This window comes from Bradyrhizobium elkanii USDA 76, assembly GCF_023278185.1.
GTDB lineage: Bacteria > Pseudomonadota > Alphaproteobacteria > Rhizobiales > Xanthobacteraceae > Bradyrhizobium > Bradyrhizobium elkanii.
The window spans coordinates 448,325-469,999 of sequence record NZ_CP066356.1 but is presented as its reverse complement, the minus strand read 5'-3'; the positions used below and the strand labels follow the sequence as shown (position 1 = coordinate 469,999).

Annotated in this window: 18 protein-coding genes; 8 read left to right on the top strand and 10 right to left on the bottom strand. The window is 64.7% G+C overall.

Annotated features, from left to right (window positions below):
• Positions 1-620 precede the first annotated feature (620 nt).
• Positions 621-1,451 carry a DUF3108 domain-containing protein gene (locus JEY66_RS02160; RefSeq protein ID WP_016843497.1) on the bottom strand — a complete coding sequence of 277 codons (831 nt, stop codon included), beginning with the start codon at positions 1,449-1,451 and terminating at the stop codon, positions 621-623.
• A 354-nt stretch (positions 1,452-1,805) separates the two neighbouring features.
• Here JEY66_RS02160 and rpmB point away from each other — a divergent pair, with 354 nt between their 5' ends.
• The 4 genes from rpmB to JEY66_RS02140 all read left to right on the top strand — a co-directional run bounded on the left by rpmB (position 1,806) and on the right by JEY66_RS02140 (position 4,625).
• Positions 1,806-2,114: a 50S ribosomal protein L28 gene (gene rpmB, locus JEY66_RS02155; RefSeq protein ID WP_016843498.1), complete on the top strand. Its 309-nt coding sequence runs from the start codon at positions 1,806-1,808 to the stop codon at positions 2,112-2,114.
• 254 nt (positions 2,115-2,368) lie between these two features.
• Positions 2,369-2,566, top strand: a complete 198-nt coding sequence (locus tag JEY66_RS02150) for a hypothetical protein (protein WP_125459358.1) — start codon at positions 2,369-2,371, stop codon at positions 2,564-2,566.
• Positions 2,567-2,920: 354 nt separating this feature from the next.
• Complete coding sequence (locus tag JEY66_RS02145) at positions 2,921-3,148, top strand: hypothetical protein (protein WP_016843499.1); 228 nt, start codon at positions 2,921-2,923, stop codon at positions 3,146-3,148.
• Between the two features lie 271 nt (positions 3,149-3,419).
• On the top strand, positions 3,420-4,625 hold the full coding sequence (locus tag JEY66_RS02140) for an ABC transporter substrate-binding protein (protein ID WP_018269168.1): 1,206 nt from the start codon (positions 3,420-3,422) through the stop codon (positions 4,623-4,625).
• Between the two features lie 106 nt (positions 4,626-4,731).
• Here JEY66_RS02140 and JEY66_RS02135 read toward each other — a convergent pair whose 3' ends face one another.
• The 4 genes from JEY66_RS02135 to JEY66_RS02120 form a co-directional block, all read right to left on the bottom strand.
• Complete coding sequence (locus tag JEY66_RS02135) at positions 4,732-5,694, bottom strand: alpha/beta hydrolase (RefSeq protein ID WP_018269169.1); 963 nt, start codon at positions 5,692-5,694, stop codon at positions 4,732-4,734.
• A 29-nt stretch (positions 5,695-5,723) separates the two neighbouring features.
• Positions 5,724-7,499, bottom strand: a complete 1,776-nt coding sequence (locus JEY66_RS02130) for an NAD(P)-binding domain-containing protein (RefSeq protein ID WP_018269170.1) — start codon at positions 7,497-7,499, stop codon at positions 5,724-5,726.
• Positions 7,500-7,574: 75 nt separating this feature from the next.
• Entirely contained in the window at positions 7,575-11,054 is a 3,480-nt protein-coding gene (locus JEY66_RS02125; RefSeq protein ID WP_018269171.1) for an acyl-[ACP]--phospholipid O-acyltransferase, read from the bottom strand.
• Positions 11,055-11,340: 286 nt separating this feature from the next.
• Complete coding sequence (locus JEY66_RS02120) at positions 11,341-11,598, bottom strand: hypothetical protein (protein WP_016843505.1); 258 nt, start codon at positions 11,596-11,598, stop codon at positions 11,341-11,343.
• 52 nt (positions 11,599-11,650) lie between these two features.
• Between JEY66_RS02120 and JEY66_RS02115 the strand changes: the two genes are divergently transcribed.
• Complete coding sequence (locus JEY66_RS02115) at positions 11,651-12,268, top strand: TetR/AcrR family transcriptional regulator (protein WP_026191984.1); 618 nt, start codon at positions 11,651-11,653, stop codon at positions 12,266-12,268.
• Here the strand turns inward: JEY66_RS02115 and JEY66_RS02110 are convergent, their stop codons facing one another.
• Positions 12,269-12,688: a hypothetical protein gene (locus JEY66_RS02110; RefSeq protein ID WP_016843507.1), complete on the bottom strand. Its 420-nt coding sequence runs from the start codon at positions 12,686-12,688 to the stop codon at positions 12,269-12,271.
• Between the two features lie 222 nt (positions 12,689-12,910).
• Here JEY66_RS02110 and JEY66_RS02105 point away from each other — a divergent pair, with 222 nt between their 5' ends.
• Positions 12,911-15,178, top strand: coding sequence for a DUF2235 domain-containing protein (locus JEY66_RS02105; RefSeq protein WP_016843508.1), 2,268 nt, complete (start codon positions 12,911-12,913; stop codon positions 15,176-15,178).
• 228 nt (positions 15,179-15,406) lie between these two features.
• A complete protein-coding gene (locus JEY66_RS02100; protein WP_018269172.1) occupies positions 15,407-17,089 on the top strand; it encodes a phospholipase D-like domain-containing protein in 1,683 nt (560 codons plus the stop codon).
• An 85-nt stretch (positions 17,090-17,174) separates the two neighbouring features.
• Here JEY66_RS02100 and JEY66_RS02095 read toward each other — a convergent pair whose 3' ends face one another.
• Together JEY66_RS02095 and JEY66_RS02090 are read right to left on the bottom strand one after the other, a co-directional pair.
• On the bottom strand, positions 17,175-18,275 hold the full coding sequence (locus tag JEY66_RS02095) for an LLM class flavin-dependent oxidoreductase (RefSeq protein ID WP_018269173.1): 1,101 nt from the start codon (positions 18,273-18,275) through the stop codon (positions 17,175-17,177).
• Positions 18,276-18,379: 104 nt separating this feature from the next.
• On the bottom strand, positions 18,380-18,706 hold the full coding sequence (locus JEY66_RS02090; protein ID WP_016843514.1) for a hypothetical protein: 327 nt from the start codon (positions 18,704-18,706) through the stop codon (positions 18,380-18,382).
• Between JEY66_RS02090 and JEY66_RS02085 the strand changes: the two genes are divergently transcribed.
• On the top strand, positions 18,587-19,309 hold the full coding sequence (locus JEY66_RS02085; protein ID WP_240536781.1) for an FAD-dependent monooxygenase: 723 nt from the start codon (positions 18,587-18,589) through the stop codon (positions 19,307-19,309). The genes JEY66_RS02090 and JEY66_RS02085 overlap by 120 nt on opposite strands.
• Before the next feature lie 21 nt (positions 19,310-19,330).
• On the opposite strand, the gene JEY66_RS02080 is transcribed toward JEY66_RS02085, so the two are convergent.
• Both JEY66_RS02080 and JEY66_RS02075 read right to left on the bottom strand, forming a co-directional pair.
• Positions 19,331-20,443: an NADH:flavin oxidoreductase/NADH oxidase gene (locus tag JEY66_RS02080; protein ID WP_018269174.1), complete on the bottom strand. Its 1,113-nt coding sequence runs from the start codon at positions 20,441-20,443 to the stop codon at positions 19,331-19,333.
• 136 nt (positions 20,444-20,579) lie between these two features.
• Entirely contained in the window at positions 20,580-21,674 is a 1,095-nt protein-coding gene (locus JEY66_RS02075) for an esterase-like activity of phytase family protein (protein WP_026191985.1), read from the bottom strand.
• Between the last annotated feature and the right edge of the window lies 1 nt (position 21,675).

The window sequence follows — 21,675 nt, the reverse complement described above, 5'->3', positions numbered from 1 at the left end:
TTGCGGCGATCTTGATGAGACAGCAGGGCCGTCGCCCTTCGAGACGGCCGCTGCGCGGCCTCCTCAGGGTGACGGTGAGAGATTGACGCTCCGGTCTTCACGCCTTCACGCGTCCTTTCACAAAATCTGTCTCACAATGCGACGCTTTCCGCGCCCGGCTTAAGCTCTGGAACGAGTCTAGAACGAATCGCGGCCGAATCGCTGACTCCATTCCGGGCTCGAAACGTTCACCGCAACATCTCGGGTAGGCTGACGGCGGCGGCACTAGATCAAGTTTGAGAGGGCTCCACAAGCACAGGATATGCGGACTGAATTCCTTAAGTTCCAGGGGTGACCGAGTCGAATCAGAAGCGGACAAGAGTCAACTGGATTCCGGTGACGTTCGTTGCATTCCGCGCGCCGCGAAGGGAAGCATTCTTGCTTGGACCCGTCATCCTGAGGTGCGAGCGGAGCGAGCCTCGAAGGATGCACGGCCCCGCCGGTGGCGTCGCCCTTCGAGACGGCCGCTACGCGGCCTCCTCAGGGTGACGGTCTGGCTACCGCGTAGCCCGCATGAGCGAAGCGATATGCGGGACGACTGTCCCCGGATGGCGCTTCGCTTATCCGGGCTACGACAGGGGTTACTGCGTCTTCGCCACGCGCGGCGGCGCGGCTGTGGTGACGAAGGAGGTCGCTTCCAGCATGGCCTGGCCGAGCGGGGTCGGGATCGTCATGCGGAACGGCACCAGAAGGCGGGTGCCGGCGATCGGCACGAAGGCGATCTCGATGTTGCGCTGGGCGGCGAGGTATTTGATGACCGGGCGATCCGGGATGTAGCCCGAGATCGGCACGAAATAGAGCGCGCAGACCAGCGCCGGGCCGTGGTAGCCGCGCTCGGCCTTGACGATCTCGACCCGCTTGAAATCGAGCTTGAGGTCGTAGCGCATGCGGCCGTCGAAGATGCCGGCGCCGCTGCGGCAGATATCCGGGCTCATCAATTCGGCATTGCCGGGCGCGCGCAGGAACGAGCCGGTCATCGGATCGAACACGTTCTTCTTCTGCGCGTCGGTCACCGGCAGGCGGTCGGCATCGACCGGCGGCTCGGGCTCGATCGCCGATTCCTTGATGCCGCCATTCGCCAGCACCATCCGGATCGTCTCCGACTTCTTCGAGGTGGTGGTGGTCGCGGTGTAGGAGGAGGCCGCCAGCGCCCCGTTGACGACGCGGCCCTGCGAGGCGCCCGCGCCCGAGCCGCCGGAAAACGCCTTCAGCAGGCCTGCGGTGCCGCCCTGGGCCGAGGCCGAGAAGGTGTCGTCGCCGATTTCGATGGTCCAGCTGCCCTTGCCGACCGGGATACCGGCCAGGGTCGCCTCGTACTGGGCGTCGAGCCGACCCTGCGCGCTGGCGCGCTCGGCGCAGAACAGCAGCAATGCGCCCGCGCACAGGCCGAGCAGCCGGCCGAGCGGGGGCAAAATGGCAATGGCGGTGGTCACTTAACCTACCTGACGGTCCTGCTATCGGCGCTCTATCCGTTGTCCATCTCGGCGTTCAATTCGGCCGGACAACAAGGCGCATCTTGTATGGAACCTAGACTTGCAGCCGAATACGCCCTTTATATGGTTGCCATATCCGCCGTTAAGTGGCTGGAAGACCTTATGAACCGGCAATTCCGGTGCCCCGCATGCGGCGATATAATCTTGACGCTCGGGTATTCTCCCCCTATACACCCGCGGTTCCTGGAAAATGGACGCGAATTCAAAACCCCCGCGCGGGCCGTGTGATTGCACGCCCTTCGAGCGGCGGGGATGCAATAAGGATTTTGTAAGATGTCCCGGCGCTGCGAACTGACGGCCAAGGGCCCCCAGACGGGCCACAAGGTGAGCCACTCGAACATCAAGACCAAGCGGCGTTTCCTGCCGAACCTGGCCAACATCACCTTCATCTCCGAAGCGCTCGGCCGCAACGTGCGCCTGCGCGTCTCGACCAATGCGCTGAAGAGCGTCGACCACAATGGCGGCCTCGATGCCTATTTGCTCAAGGCCAAGGCCGACGTGCTCTCGCCCCGCGCCCTCGAACTGAAGCGCGCGATCGAGAAGAAGGTCGGCAAGCCCGCGCCGGTGAAGAAGGCAAGCTGAGCTAAGCCACACACGCGGAATTCGCGGAGAGAGTTTTGAACGGCCGGGTCGGATGACCCGGCCGTTTTTGCTTGGCCAACAAACTGGCTACCGAGATGGTCGCGCTGGTTGCATCCGTCGCACATTCATGTCGTGAACGCTGGACCAATTTCGGAAAGCGACACGCGGGCTCTCGCGTCAAGCGACGCGTCAGTGCATTTCGTCGAATTGGTATCGAAGCAATAGAATTGAAATGAGACCGCGATCGAGGCGCGATGGCGAAGTGGAATCTTCTTTGCGCAATGACGAACGAAGTAAAATCATCCATTGCCCTGCGTGAGGAGAGATGGATTGCTTCGTCGCGTCGCCATGACGGCGTCGCTAATGACTACGACAGTCCGCTGACAGCTGCCGCCAATGACAGCGGCATCATCTCTTCCATCACGCGCACATCACACGAATCTTCTGCTTGAAGCATCGAGAGTGCGTGAAGAAACGCTTAACGCACGCGCCCCGACCGACAAAGAAACCCTATAAATAAAGGTAAAGCGAGCTTCTCGCGTGGCCATTAATCACAACATCACTGCGCATCATCACGAGCGCATGAGGCGCATGCAAAACGCCACGATCTCTTCCAGATATTAGTGTGCAAACAAGCCGTCCGACACGAATGCGATTCGACGCGGTACGCCGCATCGTCTCGAAGACCGTGAGGGACATCACGGCCAGCACAACTGATTGTGAGGCAGGTGCGCCGCACTCTTGGGAAGAAGCCTGGCCGTTCCTATGTCACGTCCAAAGAACGACCCCGATAAAGGAATTGCTCGATGCAAGTTCGCGCAGCCGATCCGCGCGGAAGACTGGTGCCTGCGATTGCAACCGCCGCCGTGGCGGTGCTCGCCACGGCCGCCCTCGTCATCCTCGAATTCAACCCGCCTCGCAATGTGCAGGCCGCGGCCGAGCCCGGCATGATCACCTCCGCCGCCGCCAGCAGAGCCGGCGCCACCGTGCTGCCGACCGATCCGGTCACGACCGGCAGCGTGCGCTACCGGTAAGGGGCGCTTTCTCGTCATCGTCGTCGTCCCGGCGAAAGCCGGGACCCATAACCACCAACGTTTGCGGTTACGCGCGGAATGTTGCCCCAGCCTCGCACCAAATAAGCAGCCGGGGTCATGGGTCTCGGCCTTCGCCGGGACGACGGTAATTATTGCTACCCCGCCGCATTTTCGCATCCCTGCCCTGGCGTCTCGCCACAAGCCGCGCGCTCGTCACCTAACGTAAGCTCTCCCTCGCGAACAAAACAAAAAAGCCACAGGGAGGCTCACGATGATCTGGAAGGCCGTCACGGCAGCCATCGCGCTCGCGCTCGCGACGCAGGCACACGCCGCCGACAAGAAATATGGCACTGGCGCCAGCGACACCGAGATCAAGCTCGGACAGACCTCGCCATTCTCCGGCGCGGCGTCGGCCTATAGCGTGATCGCGAAGACGCAGGCCGCCTACTTCAAGATGATCAACGACCAGGGCGGCGTGAACGGGCGCAAGATCAACCTGATCACGCTCGACGATGGCTACTCGCCGCCGAAGACGGTGGAGCAGACCCGCAAGCTGGTGGAGCAGGAGGAGGTCGCCGCGATCCTCAATCCGCTGGGCACGCCGACCGGCCTTGCCGTGCGCAAATATCTCAACGACAAGAAGGTGCCGCAGCTGTTCGTTGGCGCCGGCGCCACGCTGTGGGGCGATTACGCGCATTATCCGTGGACGATCGGCTTCCAGCCGTCCTACCAGGCCGAGACCGCGGTCTACGCAAAATATGTGCTGACCAACAAGCCGGACGCGAAGATCGCGCTGTTCTACCAGAACGACGACGCCGGCAAGGATTACGGCAACGGCTTCAAGAAAGGCCTGGGGCCGGAGAACACCGCCAGAATGGTGGTGGCGGAGACGACCTATGAATCGACCGACCCGACCGTCGACAGCCAGATCGTGAAGCTGAAAGCCTCCGGCGCCAACGTGCTGTTCATGCACGCGATCCCCAAGCAGGCGGCGCAGGCGATCAAGAAGATCGGCGAGATCGGCTGGAAGCCGGATTTGTTCTTCCTCGCCGCGACCTCGACCTCGGTGTCCTCGGTGCTGAAGCCCGCCGGCTTCGAATATTCCAGGGACATCATCTCGTCCTACTCGCTGAAGGATCCGAACGATCCGCAATGGAAGGACGATAAGGACGTAATCGCGTGGCAGGACTTCATGAAGACATATTTTCCGGACGGCAATCTGCAGGACCAGCTGATCGTCTACGGCTATGTGGTGGCGGAGGCGACGGTGCAGGTGTTGAAGCAGTGCGGCGACGACCTCACCCATGAGAACATCATGAAGCAGGCGGCCAATCTCGACATCGCGCTGCCGATGTTCCTGCCCGGCATCAAGGTGAAGACCTCGCCGACCGACTACTTCCCGGTCGAAGCAATGCGGCTGCAGAGGTTCAACGGCGAGACCTGGCAGCTGTTCGGCGACACGATCGGGAATGATTGAGGGGAGTTGTTGAAAGCAGAACTACCCACATCGTCGTCCCGGCGCAGGCCGGGACGACGCGGAGGTTAGAGTCCCTCTGCCAACAACGGCCGGTGCAACGAGGAGGCTACGCGCCCCGCTCCAGCAACACCTTGAAATCCGCCCGCGCACGCTGCGCCTCGGCGCGTGCCGCGTCCGAGGCATCGCCGAGACCAAAGTAGCCGTGAATCAACCCCTCGCCGGAATGATACGCGACCGGCACGCCCGCCGCCTGCAACGCCTTGGCATAGGCATGGCCCTCGTCGCGCAGCGGGTCGAACCAGGCTGTGGTGACCACCGCCGGCGCCACACCTTTGAGGCTCTTCGCACGCAGCGGCGAGACGCGCCAGTCGGTGCCCTCAGCCCTGTCGGCGAGATAGTGCCCGCAGAACCACTGCATCGTCGCCCGCGTCAGGAAGTAGCCGTCCGCATTCTCGGCGCGTGACGGAAACTTGGCGTTCTCGGCGGCATCGGCGAAATTGCCGGCCACGTCGGTGACGGGATAGACCAGCAGCTGCCCGGCGAGCCTGATGCTGGCGTCGCGGCAGGCCAGCGCGGTGGTGGCGGCGAGATTGCCGCCCGCGGAATCGCCGGCGACGCCGATGCGGGCGAGATCGCCGCCGAATTCACCGATCCGCGTGACCACATCGCGGATCGCGGCGAACGCATCCTCGAAGGCGCCGGGAAAGCGCGTCTCCGGCGGCTGGCGGTAATCGACCGAGATCACCACCGCGCCGGTGTCGATCACGAGGTTGCGGGCCTGGCGATCATGGGTCTCGAGATCGCCGGCGACCCAGCCGCCGCCGTGGAAGAAGATCACGGTCGGCGCCGTGCCGCGGCCGTTGCGATAGAGCCGCGCGCCGAGCTTACCGGCCGCACCCTGCACCTCGATATCGCGCGCCACGTCGACCGGCGGCGGCGGCACCGCCTTGCGCGCCTCCGCCAGCGCCCGCAACGAGTCGCGACAGCTCTGCGGCGTCATGGTGTCGGGATCGCACAGCGGCAGCAGCGGGATGATCTTCTCAATGACGGGGTCGAGCGGAAGCGGCATGGGAGTCCTTCGGTGTGAGTGCGTGGAGTTCAGGTGAGTTGCTTGGAAACTGTGCCGGCCTCGATCGCTGCGATCTGCAGCGCGATGAAGCGGCTGTAGATGCGGGCCTGCGAGAACGCGCCGCCGGCGAACCAGAGGCCGGGCTGCGGCGTCCGCGTCCACATGTTGCGCAGCTCCTGGGTCGCATCGTCAAAGCCCCAGACGCGGCCGACGCGCTTGGCGACATCCTCGCCGAACAATCTGCCGACCAGATGGTCGGGGCCCTTGTAGCCGGTGGCGAGCACGAACAGCTCGGCGCCGAGCGACGTGCCGTCGTTCAGCGCAAGGCCGGTGGCGGTGATATCAGCGATGTCGGCGGCCTGGATCAGGCGGATCTTGCCGTCGGCGATGAGCTCGGAGCAGCCGACATTGAAGTAGTAGCCGCCACCGCGGGAGCGGAATTTCAGCGGCCAGCCGGTGCCGTCCTCGCCGAATTCGAGCCGAAAGCCGGCGCGCTCCAGCCGCGACAGCAAGGGCGCATCGAGCCGCTTCACCTCGTCGGTGATGATCCGGTGCGCGATCTTCATCACGGCGAGCGGCACGCCGGAATTGAGGATATCTCGCACCTCGATCGGCGGGCCGTCGCCGAGATAGGTCTTGTCGTAGAGCTGCGCCGGCTCGACATTGACCACCATGGTCGGGCTGCGCTGCACCATGGTGACGTCGGCGCCGGCAGCGTGCAGCTCCTGGCAGATGTCATGCGCGCTGGTGCCGGTGCCGAACACGACGACCGAGCGCCCGGCCCATTCGCGCCCGGCCGCGAACGCGCTGGAGTGCAGCACCTTCCCCTCGAAATTCTCGATGCCGTCGATCCGGGGAATGTTCGGCGTGCCGCTGACGCTGGTCGCGAGCACGATGTGCTTCGGATGCAGCATGCGCGGGCCGCTGGTCCCTTGCAGCGTCACCGTCCAGCGCTGCGTTGCATCGTCATAGCGCGCGCCCTCGAACGAGGTCTCGGTCCAGAAATCGAGCTCCATGATGTCGACATAGCTTTCCAGCCAGTTCGCGATCTTGTCCTTCGGGATGTAGTCCGGAAAGCTCGGCGGGAACGGCAGGTAGCGGAACAGATTGACCGGCGTCTTGTTGTGCAGCTTGAGACCGCGATAGCGCAGCCGCCAATTGTCGCCGATGCGCCGCTCCCGATCGACGATCAGGGCATCGAGCCCGATCCGCTTGCACTCGACCGCGGCCGCGATGCCGGCATGGCCGCCGCCGACGATCAGCACGTCAGGCTCGCGGTCGGCATAGGCGCGCGAGGCCTGCCGCTGCTCCAGCCAGTCGGGTGCGGCGAAATCGCGCGCGTGGGATTGCTCGGCGGCGCCGTCGGCGCGCGCCTCGCAGATGCGGTTGAAGTCGAGCATCGTGGAGAACGTCCACGCCGCGGAATTTCCGCTCCTGTCATGCAGCAGGCGGACCGCGCCGGTGCCGGGACCATTCGACGTGTCGAAGGTGAAGACAGCCTCGATCGCCTCGCGTCCGGCCACCACGGCGCGCCGCGGTATCAAGGCACGGTCATCGAGACGAAATCCGCTCGCGCCGACCGCTTCAGCGCGCGCAAGCAGTTCGGCAACGACGCGCTGCCGCCCGCTGAAGGTCGCAAACTGCCAGGAGATGCCGAAGATATTGCGCCAGTGGCTCTCGGGCGCAAACAGCGCGGCGAGAGCCTCCGTGGAGCGGCTCGCGAACGCCGCATCCAGCGCGCCGATCCATTGCTCGGCGGCAAGTTCAGGCGCGTCCTCGGTAGCCGGGTTCAGTTTGTCGAGCATGATCGTGCTTTCTCGGGAGCAGTTGCCGTCTATCTGACAACATGCTCCCGAAAAGCACAACCATCATGCCAGGACTCATGCAACGTGTTGCGCGAGCTGCGCCGGCTCGGCCTCGCCCTCATCGCCGGCGGGCTCGGCCTGCGGCGCAGGCGCAGGCGCCGGCGCCGGCGTGGCTGCAGCGAGTTCCTTGGCCAATGCAGTGGCGCCGACATAGTCGGTCTTGCCGGTGCCGAGCAGCGGCACCTTGTCGACGACGCGGATATCGGCCGGCACCGCGAGCTCGGAGGCGCCGACGCTCTTGGCCTGGCGCTGCATCGCGACGCGGTCGGCGTCCTTCTGCGTGGTGAGCAGCACGATGCGTTCACCCTTGCGCTGATCGGGCAGCGTGACCGCAACCGACATCGCCTGCGGCCAGATCGCAGCCGCGATCGCCTCCACCGCCGACAGCGAAACCATCTCGCCGGCGATCTTGGCAAAGCGCTTGGCACGGCCCTTGATCGCGATGAAGCCCTGCGCGTCGACCGTGACGATGTCGCCGGTGTCGTGCCAGCCTTCAGGCAGCGGCTCCAGTACGCCGGGATTCTCGGCGCGGAGATAGCCGAGCATCACGTTGGGGCCCTTCACCGACAGCCGGCCACCTTCCTCGACGCCGGGGACCGGATCGAGACGGTACTGCATCAGCGGCGAGATACGGCCGACTGTGCCCTGGCGGTTGGCCATCGGCGTGTTCATCGCCAGCACCGGCGCGGTCTCGGTGACGCCATAGCCTTCGAGGATGCGGATGCCGTAGCGCTCCATGTAGATCTGCCGCGTGCGCTCCTTCACCGCTTCCGCGCCGGCAATCACCAGCCGCAAGGTGCGGAAATCATAGGCATGCGCCGAGCGGGCGTAGCCGGTGAGGAAGGTGTCGGTGCCGAACAGGATGGTCGCGCCGGTCTGGTAGATCAGCTCGGGCACGATCCGGTAATGCAGCGGCGACGGATACATGAAGATCGGGATGCCGCCGAGGATCGGCATCATCATGCCGCCGGTCAAACCGAACGAGTGGAACACCGGCAGCACGTTGAACACCCTGTCGTTGGCATTGGCATCGACCCGCGCCAGCGCCTGCGCCGCGTTGGCGAGGATGTTGCGATGGGACAGCACGACGCCCTTCGGCGTGCCTTCCGAGCCCGAGGTGAACAGGATGACCGCGGGATCGTTGGCCTTGCGGGCGACGCGCGGCGCGATGCCGGCGCGGAAGCCTGCGATCTTGTCGGTGAGACCGATGCCGGCCCTGACATCCTCGAGATAGACGACGCGCGCCTGGCCGGCGAGCGCCGCGATCAGCTTGTCGAGCTTGCCCTTCTCGATGAAGGCCTGCGAGGTCAGCACGGTCTTCACCTGCGCCGCCTTCATCGCCGCCAGCACGTTGACCGGACCGGCCGAGAAGTTGAGCATCGCCGGGACGCGGCCGATGGTCTGCAGCGCCATGAACACGACGGCGACGCCGGCCGAGTTCGGCAGCAGCACGCCGACATTCTCGCCGACCGACGTGCCCTGCTCGAGCTTGCGGCTCAACACCTGGGCGCCGAGGATCAGCTTGCGATAGGTCAGCTTGGCACCGAGCGCATCCTCGATGATCGGCTTGCCGGTGTCGCGGTCGCGATAGGCGTGGCCGAGGCCCTCGAACAGCGTATGATCGAGCATCGCGTTCTGGACCATGGCGTTGATCATGACGTCCTGCAGCGCGGCGCCGGCGGCATTGCGGCGCGCCTTGCCCCGCAGCGACTGATCGACCGGCAGCTTCACCGGCGGCAGGATCGAGATCGTCACCTTGGGGAACCAGGAACGCTTGATCTCGCCATTCTTGAGATAGCTGAGATGCGAACGCTGCGCGCCCTCGATGCGGACAGGGACGACGACCGCATCGGCCTTGTCGGCGATCATCGCGGTGCCGTCATAGACCTTCATCAGCGAACCCGAGACCGTGATGCGCCCTTCCGGGAAGATCACGACGGGCTCGCCGGCGGCGACCAACTTGATCAGGTCGCGCGCGGCCAGCGGCTTCGACGGATCCATTGTGTAATGCTTGATCATCTTCAGGAACGGCTTGGCCCACCACGCCTTCGAGATGCCGGTGTCGACCGCGAAGCTCGCATCGATCGGCAAAGTGGCGTGCAGCAGCGGGCCATCGACCAGGCTGACATGGTTAGGCGCGATCAGCATCCGCGTGCCCGATGGCGGCAGGTTCTCCATGCCACGCACCTCGACGCGGAACAGCGCCCGGAACAGCAGCGCGCCGAAGTCGCGCACGCCCTCCTTGCCCCACTTGCTCAGCACGAACCAGACGGTGCCAAAGCTCGCTACGGCGAGGCCGAAGAAGATCCAGGCGATCGGCAGGCCGACAGCCTGCAGCGCGCCGACGAACACCGCACCAGCGACCATGAAGCCGGCCTGCAGGATATTGCCGGCGGCGATGATGCGGGCGCGCTCGGACGGCGCAGTCCAGGCCTGCACGGCGGCAAACGACGGCACCACGAACAGGCCGCCACCGAACGCGAACAGGAAGAAGTCGACCAGCATACGGAAGCCACCGAACGAGGTCGCAAACGCGGCCGCGGTGATGTCCTTGCCGAGCGAGGTGGTGGCGATCGCCCAGGCGAGGTCGAGGCCGACCACGCCCATCACGATGGCGCCGATCGGCACCAGCGCGAGGTTCGGGCGAACGTGGCTCAGCTGCGCCGCGAACAGCGAGCCGGCGGCGATGCCGATCGCGAACACGGCGAGGCACAGCGTGACCACGCCCTCGGTACCGCCGACCCCTTCCTTGATCAGCGCAGGCAGCAGCGACAGCACGATCGCGCCGACCATCCAGAACCAGGACACGATCACCATGCCGTCCCACAGCCGCGGCTCGGCATAGAGCGACTTCAACAGGCGCACGGTCGAAGTCCAGGGATTTTTGGTGATCGGCAGATCGGGCGCGGACGGCTGTGTCACCGGGATCCGTGACGCAAAGCCCCAGGACAGCACCGACAGGCCGACCACGGCGGCGCAGATCCAGCCCATATGGCTGGCGCCGGCGACGAATATGCCGCCCGCGATGGTGCCGATCAGGATCGCCATGAAGGTTGCGCCCTCGACCAGCGCGTTGCCGGTCGCGAGTTCGGACACCGACAGCTGGTCGGGCAGAACGGCATATTTCACCGGACCGAACAGCGCGGCGACGATGCCGAACAGCGCCAGTGCGATGAACAGCAGCGGGATCGAATGGGTGAAGAAGCCGGCGGCGGCAAAAGCCGCGGCGAAGATCTCGAAGAACTTCAACCGGCGGGCGACGACGGATTTGATGTAGCGGTCGGCGAGCTCGCCGCCGAGCGCCGAGAGCACGAAGAACGGAGCGATGAACACCGCCCCCGCGAGCTGGACCAGCGCCGGCCCCTGCTCATTGGCGACACCGTACAGCAGCATGATGACGAGCGCGTTCTTCAGCACGTTGTCGTTCAACGCCGAGCAGAACTGCGACCAGAACAGCGGCGCGAAGCGGCGGGACGTCATCAATTCCTTGATCATGACCGGTTCCTTGGGTTAGCGCGCACGGCGCTGGCAGGTCTGCGAATTCGGATGGCAGAGAATGGTGAGCGTGGAGAAAATGACGGAGATGCCGCAGCCTTTAGTCTTTTCCGCAACGTATCGGTTCGAACCGGCGCAAAATCGGTCGCACCGGGACGTCGCGACATTGCCCGCCAGAGATGTACGAGACCTTATCCAGACCTGGGGTTGATCGACGCCGGACGGGCTCGCAGAGGACATGGTGAGCGCTTTGTTGAGGTTTCGCCGACAATTGCCGGGGCCCGCTTCAGGTCAGTTCACTCAAGCCGCGGAACGGCGACCATCGGCAATTGCGCGACTTGCAGCGGCCTCCGCTCGCAGCCGCCGGGCGCGGCGCGCGCCGACCCGCGCGCCGCTGCTCCAGGATGCCAGCGACGTCGCAGGCACGGGCGATCCGCTCGATCGGCGCGGTCGCCAGATTGAGGACGGCGCGGCCAAAGCCCTTCACGAGCTCGATCGCGTCATCGACAAGAGTGGTGGTCAATTGAAGTGCTAGGGTCTGCATCTGAGTGGCCTCCTATGCCAACTTGAGCAACGCTCAAATTAGTAGTATGAAAATGAACATTGTTCAAGAAGAATCGCGACGGGATCGGAAAAAACTTCAGCGGCGAGCCCTGCTGATCGAGATCGTGCGCCGGTCAATTGCCACTAAAGGATTGAGATCACTCAAGGTTCGTGATGTCGCCGAGGCCGCCGGCTGCTCCATCGGCAGTGTCTATAATGAGTTCGGCGACTTCGACGGCCTGATCCTGACCGTGAACCGGGAGACCGTTCACGCCCTGACCACGCGGCTCAAGGCGGTTCCGGCCGACGATCCGCTGCGCCAGCTGCACGGGCTTGCCGACGCCTATCTCGGCTTCGCCACCGAGCACGCCAATCTGCTGCGTTCGCTGTTCGAGCACCGGATGGAGGACGACCGACCGTTTCCGGAAGATATCCTCACGATGGTGATGGACGCGTTCGCGCTGATGCATGCGCCGCTGGTGCGGCTGCTGCCCGATCGCGATCCCGACGACATCGCGCTGCTGTCGCGGATGATGTTCTCCGCGGTCCACGGCATCATCTCGCTCGGCCTCGAGGAGCGCATGGTCGCGGTGCCGCCCGAGATGCTGCGCGAGCGGCTCGCGCAGTTCGTCGACACGCATCTGGCGGGATTGGGCGTCACGCGCGGCTAGTCAGACGCGCGTGCGCGCGATCGTGCCGGCGACGATCTGCATGGCGACGCCGAGCACCCAGCCTGCCATGATCGCCGCGGTCCAGCCGATGTCCGGCTCGCTCCGCAGCACGACGACGCCAACCGAGAAGAACGCGACCATCGTCGCGAGGAAGGTGCCGACCGCGCTCAGCAGCTCTGCCGCATCAATCTTGCGCGTCGAGGCGGTGTCCTTCGGATGGAAAAGCTTGGGGGGCGTATCGATACCGAGATAGAAGCCGATCGCGCCGCCCAGCATCATGATCAGCAGGAACGCCTGCGAAGTCAGCGCTGATACGCTGGAGCCGACATGGATGGCGACGAACAAGCCGCTTGCGGCTCCCGCCAGCGCAAGGCCGAAGCGTTCCAGGATATGGGCAAATTTTCTGACGCGGCTGCGCATTGCTCTGCCTCATCAATGAATTGCACCATGGATCAAGCTAGGCCTTTTCGCAGCATCGCGAAAGCCGCCACGTCTCACATGGGCGCGACCTCGTGACGCTTTTGTGCGCCAGTTCACAGCCGACTTGGCACAGAACGACTAAATATCGATCCAAGGTAGCAATCGAATTCGCTACTACTACGCTGCGCCATCCGCTTCATTCATTTCAGCGAGCGTCTTTCAATGCCGAGTCCGAAGATCATTATTCTGTCCGACGGCACCGGCAACGCCGCTTCCAGCGTCTGGCGCACCAATGTCTGGCGGATATTCCAGTCGCTCGATTTGCAGGGCAATACGCAGGCCGCCAAGTATGACGACGGCGTCGGCACGTCGAAATTCATTCCGCTGGCCATCCTCGGCGGCGCCTTCGGCTATGGCCTCAAGCGCAACATCCTCGATGCCTACAAGTTCATCTGCCGGAACTACGATCACGAGAGCGATTCGAAGATCTACCTGTTCGGATTCAGCCGCGGCGCATTCACCGTGCGCACGCTCGCTGCACTCATCCTCGATCAGGGCCTGATCGTCGCGGACACCGAATCCGAGTTGCACGACGGCGCGGTGAAGGCCTATCGCGCATACCGGGCCGAGGGCTACCACTCGATCTGGCGCATCGAGGTGCCATTCCGCGCATTGCGCGATTATGTTCTTGTGCGGCTGTGGGATCGCCTTCGAGGCAACAAACCCTATGCGGAGATCACCCGCAAACCGGTGCCTGCGATCGAATTCATCGGCATCTGGGATACCGTCGCGGCCTATGGCCTGCCGATCGACGAGATGACGCGCGGCATCTCCAACTGGGTGTGGCCGCTTGAACTGCCGAACCGGATTCTCAGCCCGAAGGTCAAGTGCGCCCGACACGCGCTGGCGCTCGACGACGAGCGCACGACCTTTCATCCGGTGCTCTGGACCGAGCAAGAGCCGGGACAGCCCGCACCGGCGGTGCCGGCCAGCATCGATGGCGAGCGCCTCGTCCAGGTCTGGTTCGTCGGAATGCATGCCAATGTCGGCGGCGGCTATCCGGACGACGCCGTCGCGTTCGTGCCGCTGGCCTGGCTGGTCGACGAAGCCGTCAAGCGCGGCCTCGACTTCAAGAGCGCGCCGGTCGCCGACCCTGACGCGATCAAATCAATCAAGTCCTCCGAGGACAAGGATGGTCGCCTCTACGATTCGCGGGCGGGCCTCGGCGCGTATTACCGTTACGGTCCGCGCAAGGTCGCCGACCTCTGCAACGATCCCTATGCCGGCGTCAGCGTGCCGATGCCGAAGATCCACGAGAGCGTGTTCGAGCGAATCGACAGCGGCGCCAATGCCTATGCCCCGATCGGACTTCCGCCGAACTACGTGGTCGTCTCGCGCAGCGGCCAGGTCATCCCGCTCGGCGCCAATACGTTTGAGACGCCCGCGGGCGCACCGGCGCGCTATGCCGCGCAGGAGAAGCTGTGGAATTACGTCTGGATGCGCCGGATCGCCTACTTCGCCACGCTGGCGGCGTCGCTGCATCTGGCCGCGTTCTGGCTGTTCCATAACCAGCACAAGGAGCACGAGTTCAGCTCCTATGTCAGGATGATCTCTGAGCTGGTGCGCTTCGTTCAATCGTTCCTGCCCGATTCCTTTCATTGGTGGACCGATTGGTACGCCGGCAATCCGGAATGGTTCACCGGCGGCATCCTCGCTGTCATCGTGCTGATGGGTGCAGGCAGTTCGCTCAGCGCGACGATCCGGGACAGGATGCGGATCATCTGGCGTGACCGCGCGAAGCCGACGCCACTCTCTGGGTTCATGCACGATGCGATCTATCGATTCCGTACCAGCGCGGTCTATCAGTGGATCCTCAATGTCGGAAAGCGGCATGTCGTGCCGTTTGCGCTGACAGCCTTGCTGGTCTGGTTCGGTGCAACCCTGCTCAGCCATTTCCTGTTCAATGCCTTCGATTCCATGGGCGCCTTCTGCACGGGGACCGCCGCCGACAAGCTGGTCGCCGTCGACAAGGGCATCCCGCAGGATGCGGCCGGCTTCGACACCGGCGCGATCTGCGCGCCGACCGGCCTCAAGGTCCGCACCGGGTTTGAATACGAGATCGCGATCACGATGTCGGAGCCCTGGGAGGACGCCGGCCGCGCGGTGACGCCGATCGGATACCGGACCTCGACCATCGAAGGCACAAAGCGCTGGCGTGGATACGCCACGATCTTCCTGCGGCGGATCCTGTTCCGGCCATGGTTTCGGCTGATCGCGCGGGTCGGAGAGACCGGGGTCGACGAGTACTTCCTCGACCCCCTGCCGGTTTCGAACACCGACCCGCAGGTCTACAAGGCGAGGTTCACCGCCGATCGCAGCGGCGAGATCTTCCTCTATGTCAACGAGGCCGTCATCGGCCTCCCCTGGGTCTACCGATGGTTCTACGGCGATCATAAGGGCAAGGCGAAGGTCACGGTGCGGTTGCTGTAGGACGCCGCGACCGGGCTCACTGCATCGCGGCCCAAGTAGTCCGTACGGCGTGATCGATCTGTGATCCAGTCGACAGACCGGGTTGTAAATTACCTGTCATACTCTCCCTGCTAGATCATCTGCCCGACGCCCGAAGGATCCGAGGCGACATCTCCGATCTCCTGCGGCGCCGACGCGCCAAGTTCATATCGACCGGATATTTCTCACCAGCGATTTGGAGGCATCACCATGATTTCCGCAATTCAGGCGTTCCCGACCACCGACGGCATCTTCGTGGTCTGGGAGGTGGCGGCAATGATCCCGGACTGTCTCGGCTTTGCGCTCTATCGCCAGCAGCAGGGCAAGAGCGCGACTGTGGTCGACACCTGGGTCGGGTTCGAGGACCAGGCGCAAGGCCACAGGGCGGGCGAACATCGGCCGAGCACCGAATGGCCGGTGCAGAAGACGAACTGGACCGATTTTCTGGCGCCGACTAATGCGCCGGTCCGCTATGGCGTCGTTCCGGTTCTCAAGGACGGCGCCACCAAGGTGAGGCCCGCCTACAGTGCGCCAGCGACATGGACCGAATACGTCTCCGCAATGCCGTCGGGCCCGCTCAAGCCGTGGTTCAACCGCGGCACGATCTCGGCGCAATGGCTGTCGCGCGCGATCGGCAAGGACAAGAAGCCGGCGCAAACCCTGGAGAAGTCGATCTCGACCAAGGGCAACAAGATCCGCGACTTCCTCAAGGGCCAGCTCGGCGCCCGCCTGCTCGCGCTGTTGGCCGATGCCAGGAAGAGCAAGCGCGACGTCTATCTCGCGCTCTACGAGCTCAACGACCCTGAGCTGATCGCCGCACTGACCGCGATGAAGGGCAAGGCGCACGTCGTGCTCGGCAACAGCACCGGCAAGTCCGATGCCACGGCCAAGGACACCGAGAAGAACGCCACCGTGCTGAAGAAGGCCAGCGTCGACATCGTCCGCCGCAAGATCGCGCCGAGCCGCTACGCCCACAACAAGTTCGCGGTGTTCTGCGACGGCGCGCAGAAGCCGAAGGTGGTCTGGACCGGCAGCACCAACTGGACCCGGACCGGACTATGCACCCAGAACAACAACGGGCTCGAGATCACCGACGACAAGGTCGCCGCGGCCTATCACGACCATTGGAAAGCGATCTACGCCGACGGCAGCAAATCGCCGAAGGCGCTGGCCGTGGCCGGCGATCACGAATGGCCTTTCACTATCGGCGAGTCGAAGGTCAGCGTCTGGTTCACGCCGACCACCAAGAGCGGCGACCTCAAGGAAGCCACCAAGATGATCGAGGACACCGAGCATGGCGCGGTATGCCTGATGCTCAATCCCGGCAACAAGGGCCTGCTCGGCCCGATTCTGGAGAAGGCGCAGGACAAGAAGCTCTATGTGCGCGGGGTGCTCAACAATTTCCCGGCGCAGGGCAAGGACAGTCCGAAGGATCAGCTGCAGCTCTTGGCCGGTGACGGACAGCAGCAGGTCTTCAAGGGCAAGCAGATCGCCGACGTGATCCGGCCTGCCGGCATCGACAAGACCGCGGACTGGTGGGAGCACGAGATCAAGAACACCGGCAAATTCATGATCGCCGTGCACAGCAAGGTGATCGTGCTGGATCCGGCCGGCAAGAACCCGGTGGTCATGACCGGCTCGCACAATTTCTCCGACCGCGCCAGCACCAAGAACGACGACAACCTCGTCATCATCAGGGGCGATTCGCAGCTGGCGCTGACCTATGCGGCGCGCATCGTCAGCATCTACGGGCAGTATCGCTGGCAGGCCTGGCGCAACACGCCGGAGGGCCAGAAGGACAAGGGTCTGAAGCGCAGCGACAGCTGGCTGAGCAACCGCATCGGCAAGGGCTGGGCGGAAAGCGAAACGCGGTTCTGGCTCGGCACCACCTGACGCCAGCGATCGTTCGACCGGAGTTATGGTGTGAAACGCGGGGCGGCGTTGCCGCTGCCCCGCGTTCTCCACGTCGTCCCGAGTCCTACGCCGCGCGGCCGACCGAGGCATCGAGATGCTTCAGCCGCGGCAGCACCTCCTGCTTCAGCAGTCGCAGCGAATTGTGCCAGGCTTCCGGCTTGTGCTTGTAGTCGAAGCCGAACACCAGCAGCACGCCGAAGCCGCCGACCTCCTGGTAGATCTTCTCGATCTTCTCGGTGACCGTCGCGGGCGAGCCGACGATCCAGTTGTTGCGCGCGCAATATTCGACCGTGACGTCGCTATCCGGCACGTCGGGCGAGGCCTTCAGGTAATCCTTGAAACCAAAGTGGCCGAGCAGCGGCAGGAAGTATTCGCCCATCATCCGGCCCATCATGTCGCCGGTCGACAGCTTCCATGCTTCCTCATCGGTGTCGGCGACGAATACCTCGCGCACCATTCGCCAATCCCTGCGACTCGGCGTGCGGCCGGTCTTGGCCGCGCCCGCCTCTACCGAGTCCCAGTGGCTGCCGACATAGGCGGGGTTGAGGTTGAGGCTCATCGGGATGAAGCCGCGCTCGCCGGCGAGCTTCAGCGTGTCCGAATTCTTGGAGAGCCCCGCGACGCCGATCGGCGGATGCGGCGCTTGCTGAGGCTTGATGTGCGGTTTGAGGAAATCGAACATCGTGTCCGGCTTGGTCACGGTCCAGAACTTGCCCTTGTGGGTCCAGGGAGCCGGCTCGGTCCACATCATCAGGATGATCTCGAGCGCCTCGCGGGTCATGTCGCGGTTCTGTCCCGACATGCCGTCGACGTTGAACATCGCCCAGTCGCTCGGCAGGCCGGAGGCCGCGACGCCGAAGTTGAGCCGCCCGTTCGAGAGATGATCGAGCATCGCGACGCGGTTGGCGAGCTCCGCCGGGTGATGATACGGCAGCAGGAAGCCGCCGGGCCCGATGCGGATGTTTCTGGTCTGCAGCAGCGCCTGCGCGATCAGGAGATCAGGCGACGGATGCGGCTCCCAGGGCGCGGTGTGGTGCTCGCCGATCCAGGCTTCCTGGTAGCCGAGCTCGTCGAGCCAGCGCAGCACCTGCAGGTCCCAGTCGTGGCCCTCCTTCAATCCGCACTCCGGCGGATGCGACGGCATCGCGAAGTATCCGAGTTCCATGGGTTTCCTCTCTTTGTTCGATGCGTGTCTTCCGCACGCGCTTCGAGAGTACCTGCCCCGGCTGCGGCAGAACAATGGCCTTGTCGCATCAGCTCGGCCCGGATTTATGCGTAGGGCGTATCCTTCAGCATGATCGCGATACCGGAAAAGCTTCGCTCCATGATCCGCAGGAAGGTCTCGCGTGACGATGCGGCCGACCTGCGGACCTTGTGCTCGCGAAGCCCTTCCGCATAGGCGACGGTCAGCGCCGTGACCACCATCGACGCGGCGCGCCGGGCACACGCGAGGAGATCGAGACCACCCTGCGCCGGATCAGCGGGGCCGACGTTCGTGTCACCGCCGTCAAGACCGCGACGCGCTTCACCGACAATGCGCGGCAGGCCGACCGCTATCGCAGGGGCCGCGTCCTCTTGGCGGGCGATGCGGCGCATGTGCACTCGCCGTTCGGCGGACAAGGCCTCAATCTCGGCCTGCTCGATGCGGTCAATCTCGGCTGGAAACTTGCGGCGGTCGTGTGCGATCGCATGCCCGAAAGCCTGCTCGACAGCTACACGGAAGAGCGGCATCCGATCGCGGCAAGGGTGCTCGCCAACACCCGCGCCCAGGTCGCCTTGATGCGGCCTGATGTCATGACGGACGCCTTGCGCGAGATCGTCGCGGACCTGGTGAGCCTCGACGAGGGCACCCGCTACTTCGGCGAGATGATCAGCGGCATCAGGATCCGTTACGATCTTGGCAGCGACCATCCATCGGCCGGCCGGCTCTCCGGCAATTTTGCTCTCGGCGACGACTGCGCGGAAACAACCTTGTTCGATCAGATGGAGGACGGCAGGGCCGTGCTGGTCGATGCGACTGATGGAGCTGCGTCGGCGATCGCGGCGCGCTGGGACATCTTGGTCCGATGCGTGCCGCGACGCGGCGGCGCTTCGCTGCTGATCCGTCCGGATGCCTGCATCGCCTGGGCGGCCGACGACGCCGACACGACTGGCCTTGACGCTGCGCTGACGCGCTGGTTCGGGCCCGCCACGCAGTGACCTCGCAAGCAAGGTGCGCTGTCAGCGCGTCCCAAACGTGGTCTTGCCGAACAGCGCCTTCTGCGTCGAGGGCTGCGAGCGCCAGTATTGTGGCGGCGCGCTCACCTCGCCGCCGAGCTCGGCGGCGGCGTGCCAGCCCCAGCGCGGGTCGTAGAGCATGCCGCGGGCGAGCGCCACCATGTCGGCCTTGCCGGACGAGACGATCTCCTCGGCCTGCTTGGCTTCCGTGATCAGGCCGACCGCCATCGTGGTAACGCCGGTCGCCTCCTTGACCGCCTGCGCCGCCGGCACCTGGTAGCCCGGCCCGAGCGGGATCTTCTGCAACGGCGAGACGCCGCCGGAGGAGACATCCATCCAGTCGACGCCGCGCTTCTTCAGCTCCCTGGCAAACTCGATGGTCTGCGCAAGGTCCCAGGCGCCCTCGACCCAATCGGTCGCCGACACCCGCATGCCGATCGGCTTGTGATCCGGGAATACGGCGCGCACGGCGTCGAACACTTCCAGCGGGAAGCGCATGCGGTTTTCGAGCGAGCCGCCATAGCGGTCGGTCCGCTTGTTGGCGATCGGCGACAGGAACTGGTGCAGCAGATAGCCGTGCGCGCCGTGCAGCTCGAGCGCATCGATGCCGAGCCGGTCGGCGCGCTTTGCCGACGCGACAAAGGCCTCGCGGATGCGCGTCAGGCCGGCGTCGTCGAGCGCCGCCGGCGCAGCCTCGCCTTCCTTGTGCGGGACGTCAGATGGTCCGACCGTCTGCCAACCGCCTTCGGCAATCGGGATCAACTGCCCGCCCTCCCAGGGGCGCTGGCTCGACGCCTTGCGGCCGGCATGGGCGAGTTGCATCGCGACCGCCGCTTTCGAATGCTTGCGCACCGAGGCCAGGATCGGCTTCAGCGCCGCCTCGTTGGCGTCGTTGTAAAGACCGAGGCAACCCGGCGTGATCCGCCCGATATCCTCGACATGGGTGGCCTCGATGCAGAACATCGCCGCGCCCGACAGCGCCAGCATGTTGATGTGGGTGAAGTGCCAGTCGTTGGCGGAGCCGTCGATGGCCGAATACTGACACATCGGCGAGACCATGATGCGATTGGAGAGTTTCAGGTCGCGCAGTTCGATCGGGGAAAACAGGGTGCTCATGCGGCGGATATCCGGGATCGGGGAGAGGGCCCGGTTAAGATAGAGGCACCGCGGCCGATCACCAACCGTCCGGAAGGCCGCGCGGGCCGGGGCGCAGATCAGCAATGTCCTGACCGCGTCTCTCCGGGACGGCGCCTCAGTCCAGCAGCGTGAACTGCAGCAGCAGATTGCGCTGGATCAGGGAGAAATTGTCGTCGGAGACCATGGTCAGCACGGTCTCGCCCTCCTCCGTGACATGGGCATCGATGCCTTCCATGTTGTCGATCTCGTTGCCAAGATCGGCATTGAAGATTGCGGGGCCATCGACCACGGCACCGGGCGCGATCTCGGACAGCGCGAGACGGCGGATGCGGATGCCGACGCCGCCGAACCAGGAGAATTTCCGCTCCAGAATCAACAGACCACCCGACGGCAGCAGGACCGCGTCGCTGATGTCGAAATTCTCGCTGCGGCGGACGCTGAACTGACCCGGCGTCTTGCCGCCGACCAGGAAGGCGATCAGGTTGCCATTCGCATCGAGCCCGCGTTCCGAGAACGCGATCAGCGTGCCGGCAAGCGGCTGGCCCGTGGACATGGCCTTGGGCACGAAGACGAGGCCCTCCAGCCCCTTGTTGTTCGGAAGTTTGCGGGCCGCCGCCGGCAGCGCCACCACCTCGCCGCGCGCGCGGGTAAAGCCCTTGGCGAAATCGAAGCGCAGCACCTGGTTGACCCGCTCGAGCCCGACATAGGCGAACGAGCCGTCGAGCGCGAGCGATTCCGAATCATACCAGCCACGGGTCACGGTGATCGGCCTGCCGTCGGCGCCGAGCAGCGGTGCCGCCTCGACGTCGCCGAGCCCGACCATCTCCCGGCCACGATAGACGATGCGGCCGGTGAACCAGCTGCCCTGATCGCTGACCGCGATGAAGCGTTCGCCCTTGGGATCGAGCCGCAGCGCGGAGAGGCCGCCGAAGCCGGAGAACGACGAGGTCAGGATCAGCCCGCTGCGATACTCCAACGCGCCGAACCGCGTGCGCGCGCGATCGCGGATGTCGAACGACGGCAGCGGCCGTGCGTTGACGTCGATCGAAACCGGTTCGTTGACCCGATAGGGGCTCGGCTTCGCAGCCGGCCTCGGCGTTGCCGGCGGCTGGGTCGCGCTCTGCGCCTGCGCAAGACGCGGCAATGCGGCGGCCGACAGCCCCGCCGCCATACCCTGGAGGAAACGGCGGCGGCTAGGGAGTGAGCGCATG

Bases quoted from the DNA above. Each gene is read 5' to 3' on its own strand.
- JEY66_RS02095 (WP_018269173.1), bottom strand. From the start codon at position 18,275: ATGGAACTCGGATACTTCGCGATGCCGTCGCATCCGCCGGAGTGCGGA.
- JEY66_RS02135 (WP_018269169.1), bottom strand. From the start codon at position 5,694: ATGCCGCTTCCGCTCGACCCCGTCATTGAGAAGATCATCCCGCTGCTG.
- JEY66_RS02100 (WP_018269172.1), top strand. From the start codon at position 15,407: ATGATTTCCGCAATTCAGGCGTTCCCGACCACCGACGGCATCTTCGTG.
- JEY66_RS02120 (WP_016843505.1), bottom strand. From the start codon at position 11,598: ATGCAGACCCTAGCACTTCAATTGACCACCACTCTTGTCGATGACGCG.
- JEY66_RS02150 (WP_125459358.1), top strand. From the start codon at position 2,369: ATGGCGAAGTGGAATCTTCTTTGCGCAATGACGAACGAAGTAAAATCA.
- JEY66_RS02110 (WP_016843507.1), bottom strand. From the start codon at position 12,688: ATGCGCAGCCGCGTCAGAAAATTTGCCCATATCCTGGAACGCTTCGGC.
- JEY66_RS02075 (WP_026191985.1), bottom strand. From the start codon at position 21,674: ATGCGCTCACTCCCTAGCCGCCGCCGTTTCCTCCAGGGTATGGCGGCG.
- JEY66_RS02090 (WP_016843514.1), bottom strand. From the start codon at position 18,706: ATGCGCCGCATCGCCCGCCAAGAGGACGCGGCCCCTGCGATAGCGGTC.
- JEY66_RS02145 (WP_016843499.1), top strand. From the start codon at position 2,921: ATGCAAGTTCGCGCAGCCGATCCGCGCGGAAGACTGGTGCCTGCGATT.
- JEY66_RS02080 (WP_018269174.1), bottom strand. From the start codon at position 20,443: ATGAGCACCCTGTTTTCCCCGATCGAACTGCGCGACCTGAAACTCTCC.
- rpmB (WP_016843498.1), top strand. From the start codon at position 1,806: ATGTCCCGGCGCTGCGAACTGACGGCCAAGGGCCCCCAGACGGGCCAC.
- JEY66_RS02130 (WP_018269170.1), bottom strand. From the start codon at position 7,499: ATGCTCGACAAACTGAACCCGGCTACCGAGGACGCGCCTGAACTTGCC.
- JEY66_RS02105 (WP_016843508.1), top strand. From the start codon at position 12,911: ATGCCGAGTCCGAAGATCATTATTCTGTCCGACGGCACCGGCAACGCC.
- JEY66_RS02140 (WP_018269168.1), top strand. From the start codon at position 3,420: ATGATCTGGAAGGCCGTCACGGCAGCCATCGCGCTCGCGCTCGCGACG.
- JEY66_RS02115 (WP_026191984.1), top strand. From the start codon at position 11,651: ATGAACATTGTTCAAGAAGAATCGCGACGGGATCGGAAAAAACTTCAG.
- JEY66_RS02125 (WP_018269171.1), bottom strand. From the start codon at position 11,054: ATGATCAAGGAATTGATGACGTCCCGCCGCTTCGCGCCGCTGTTCTGG.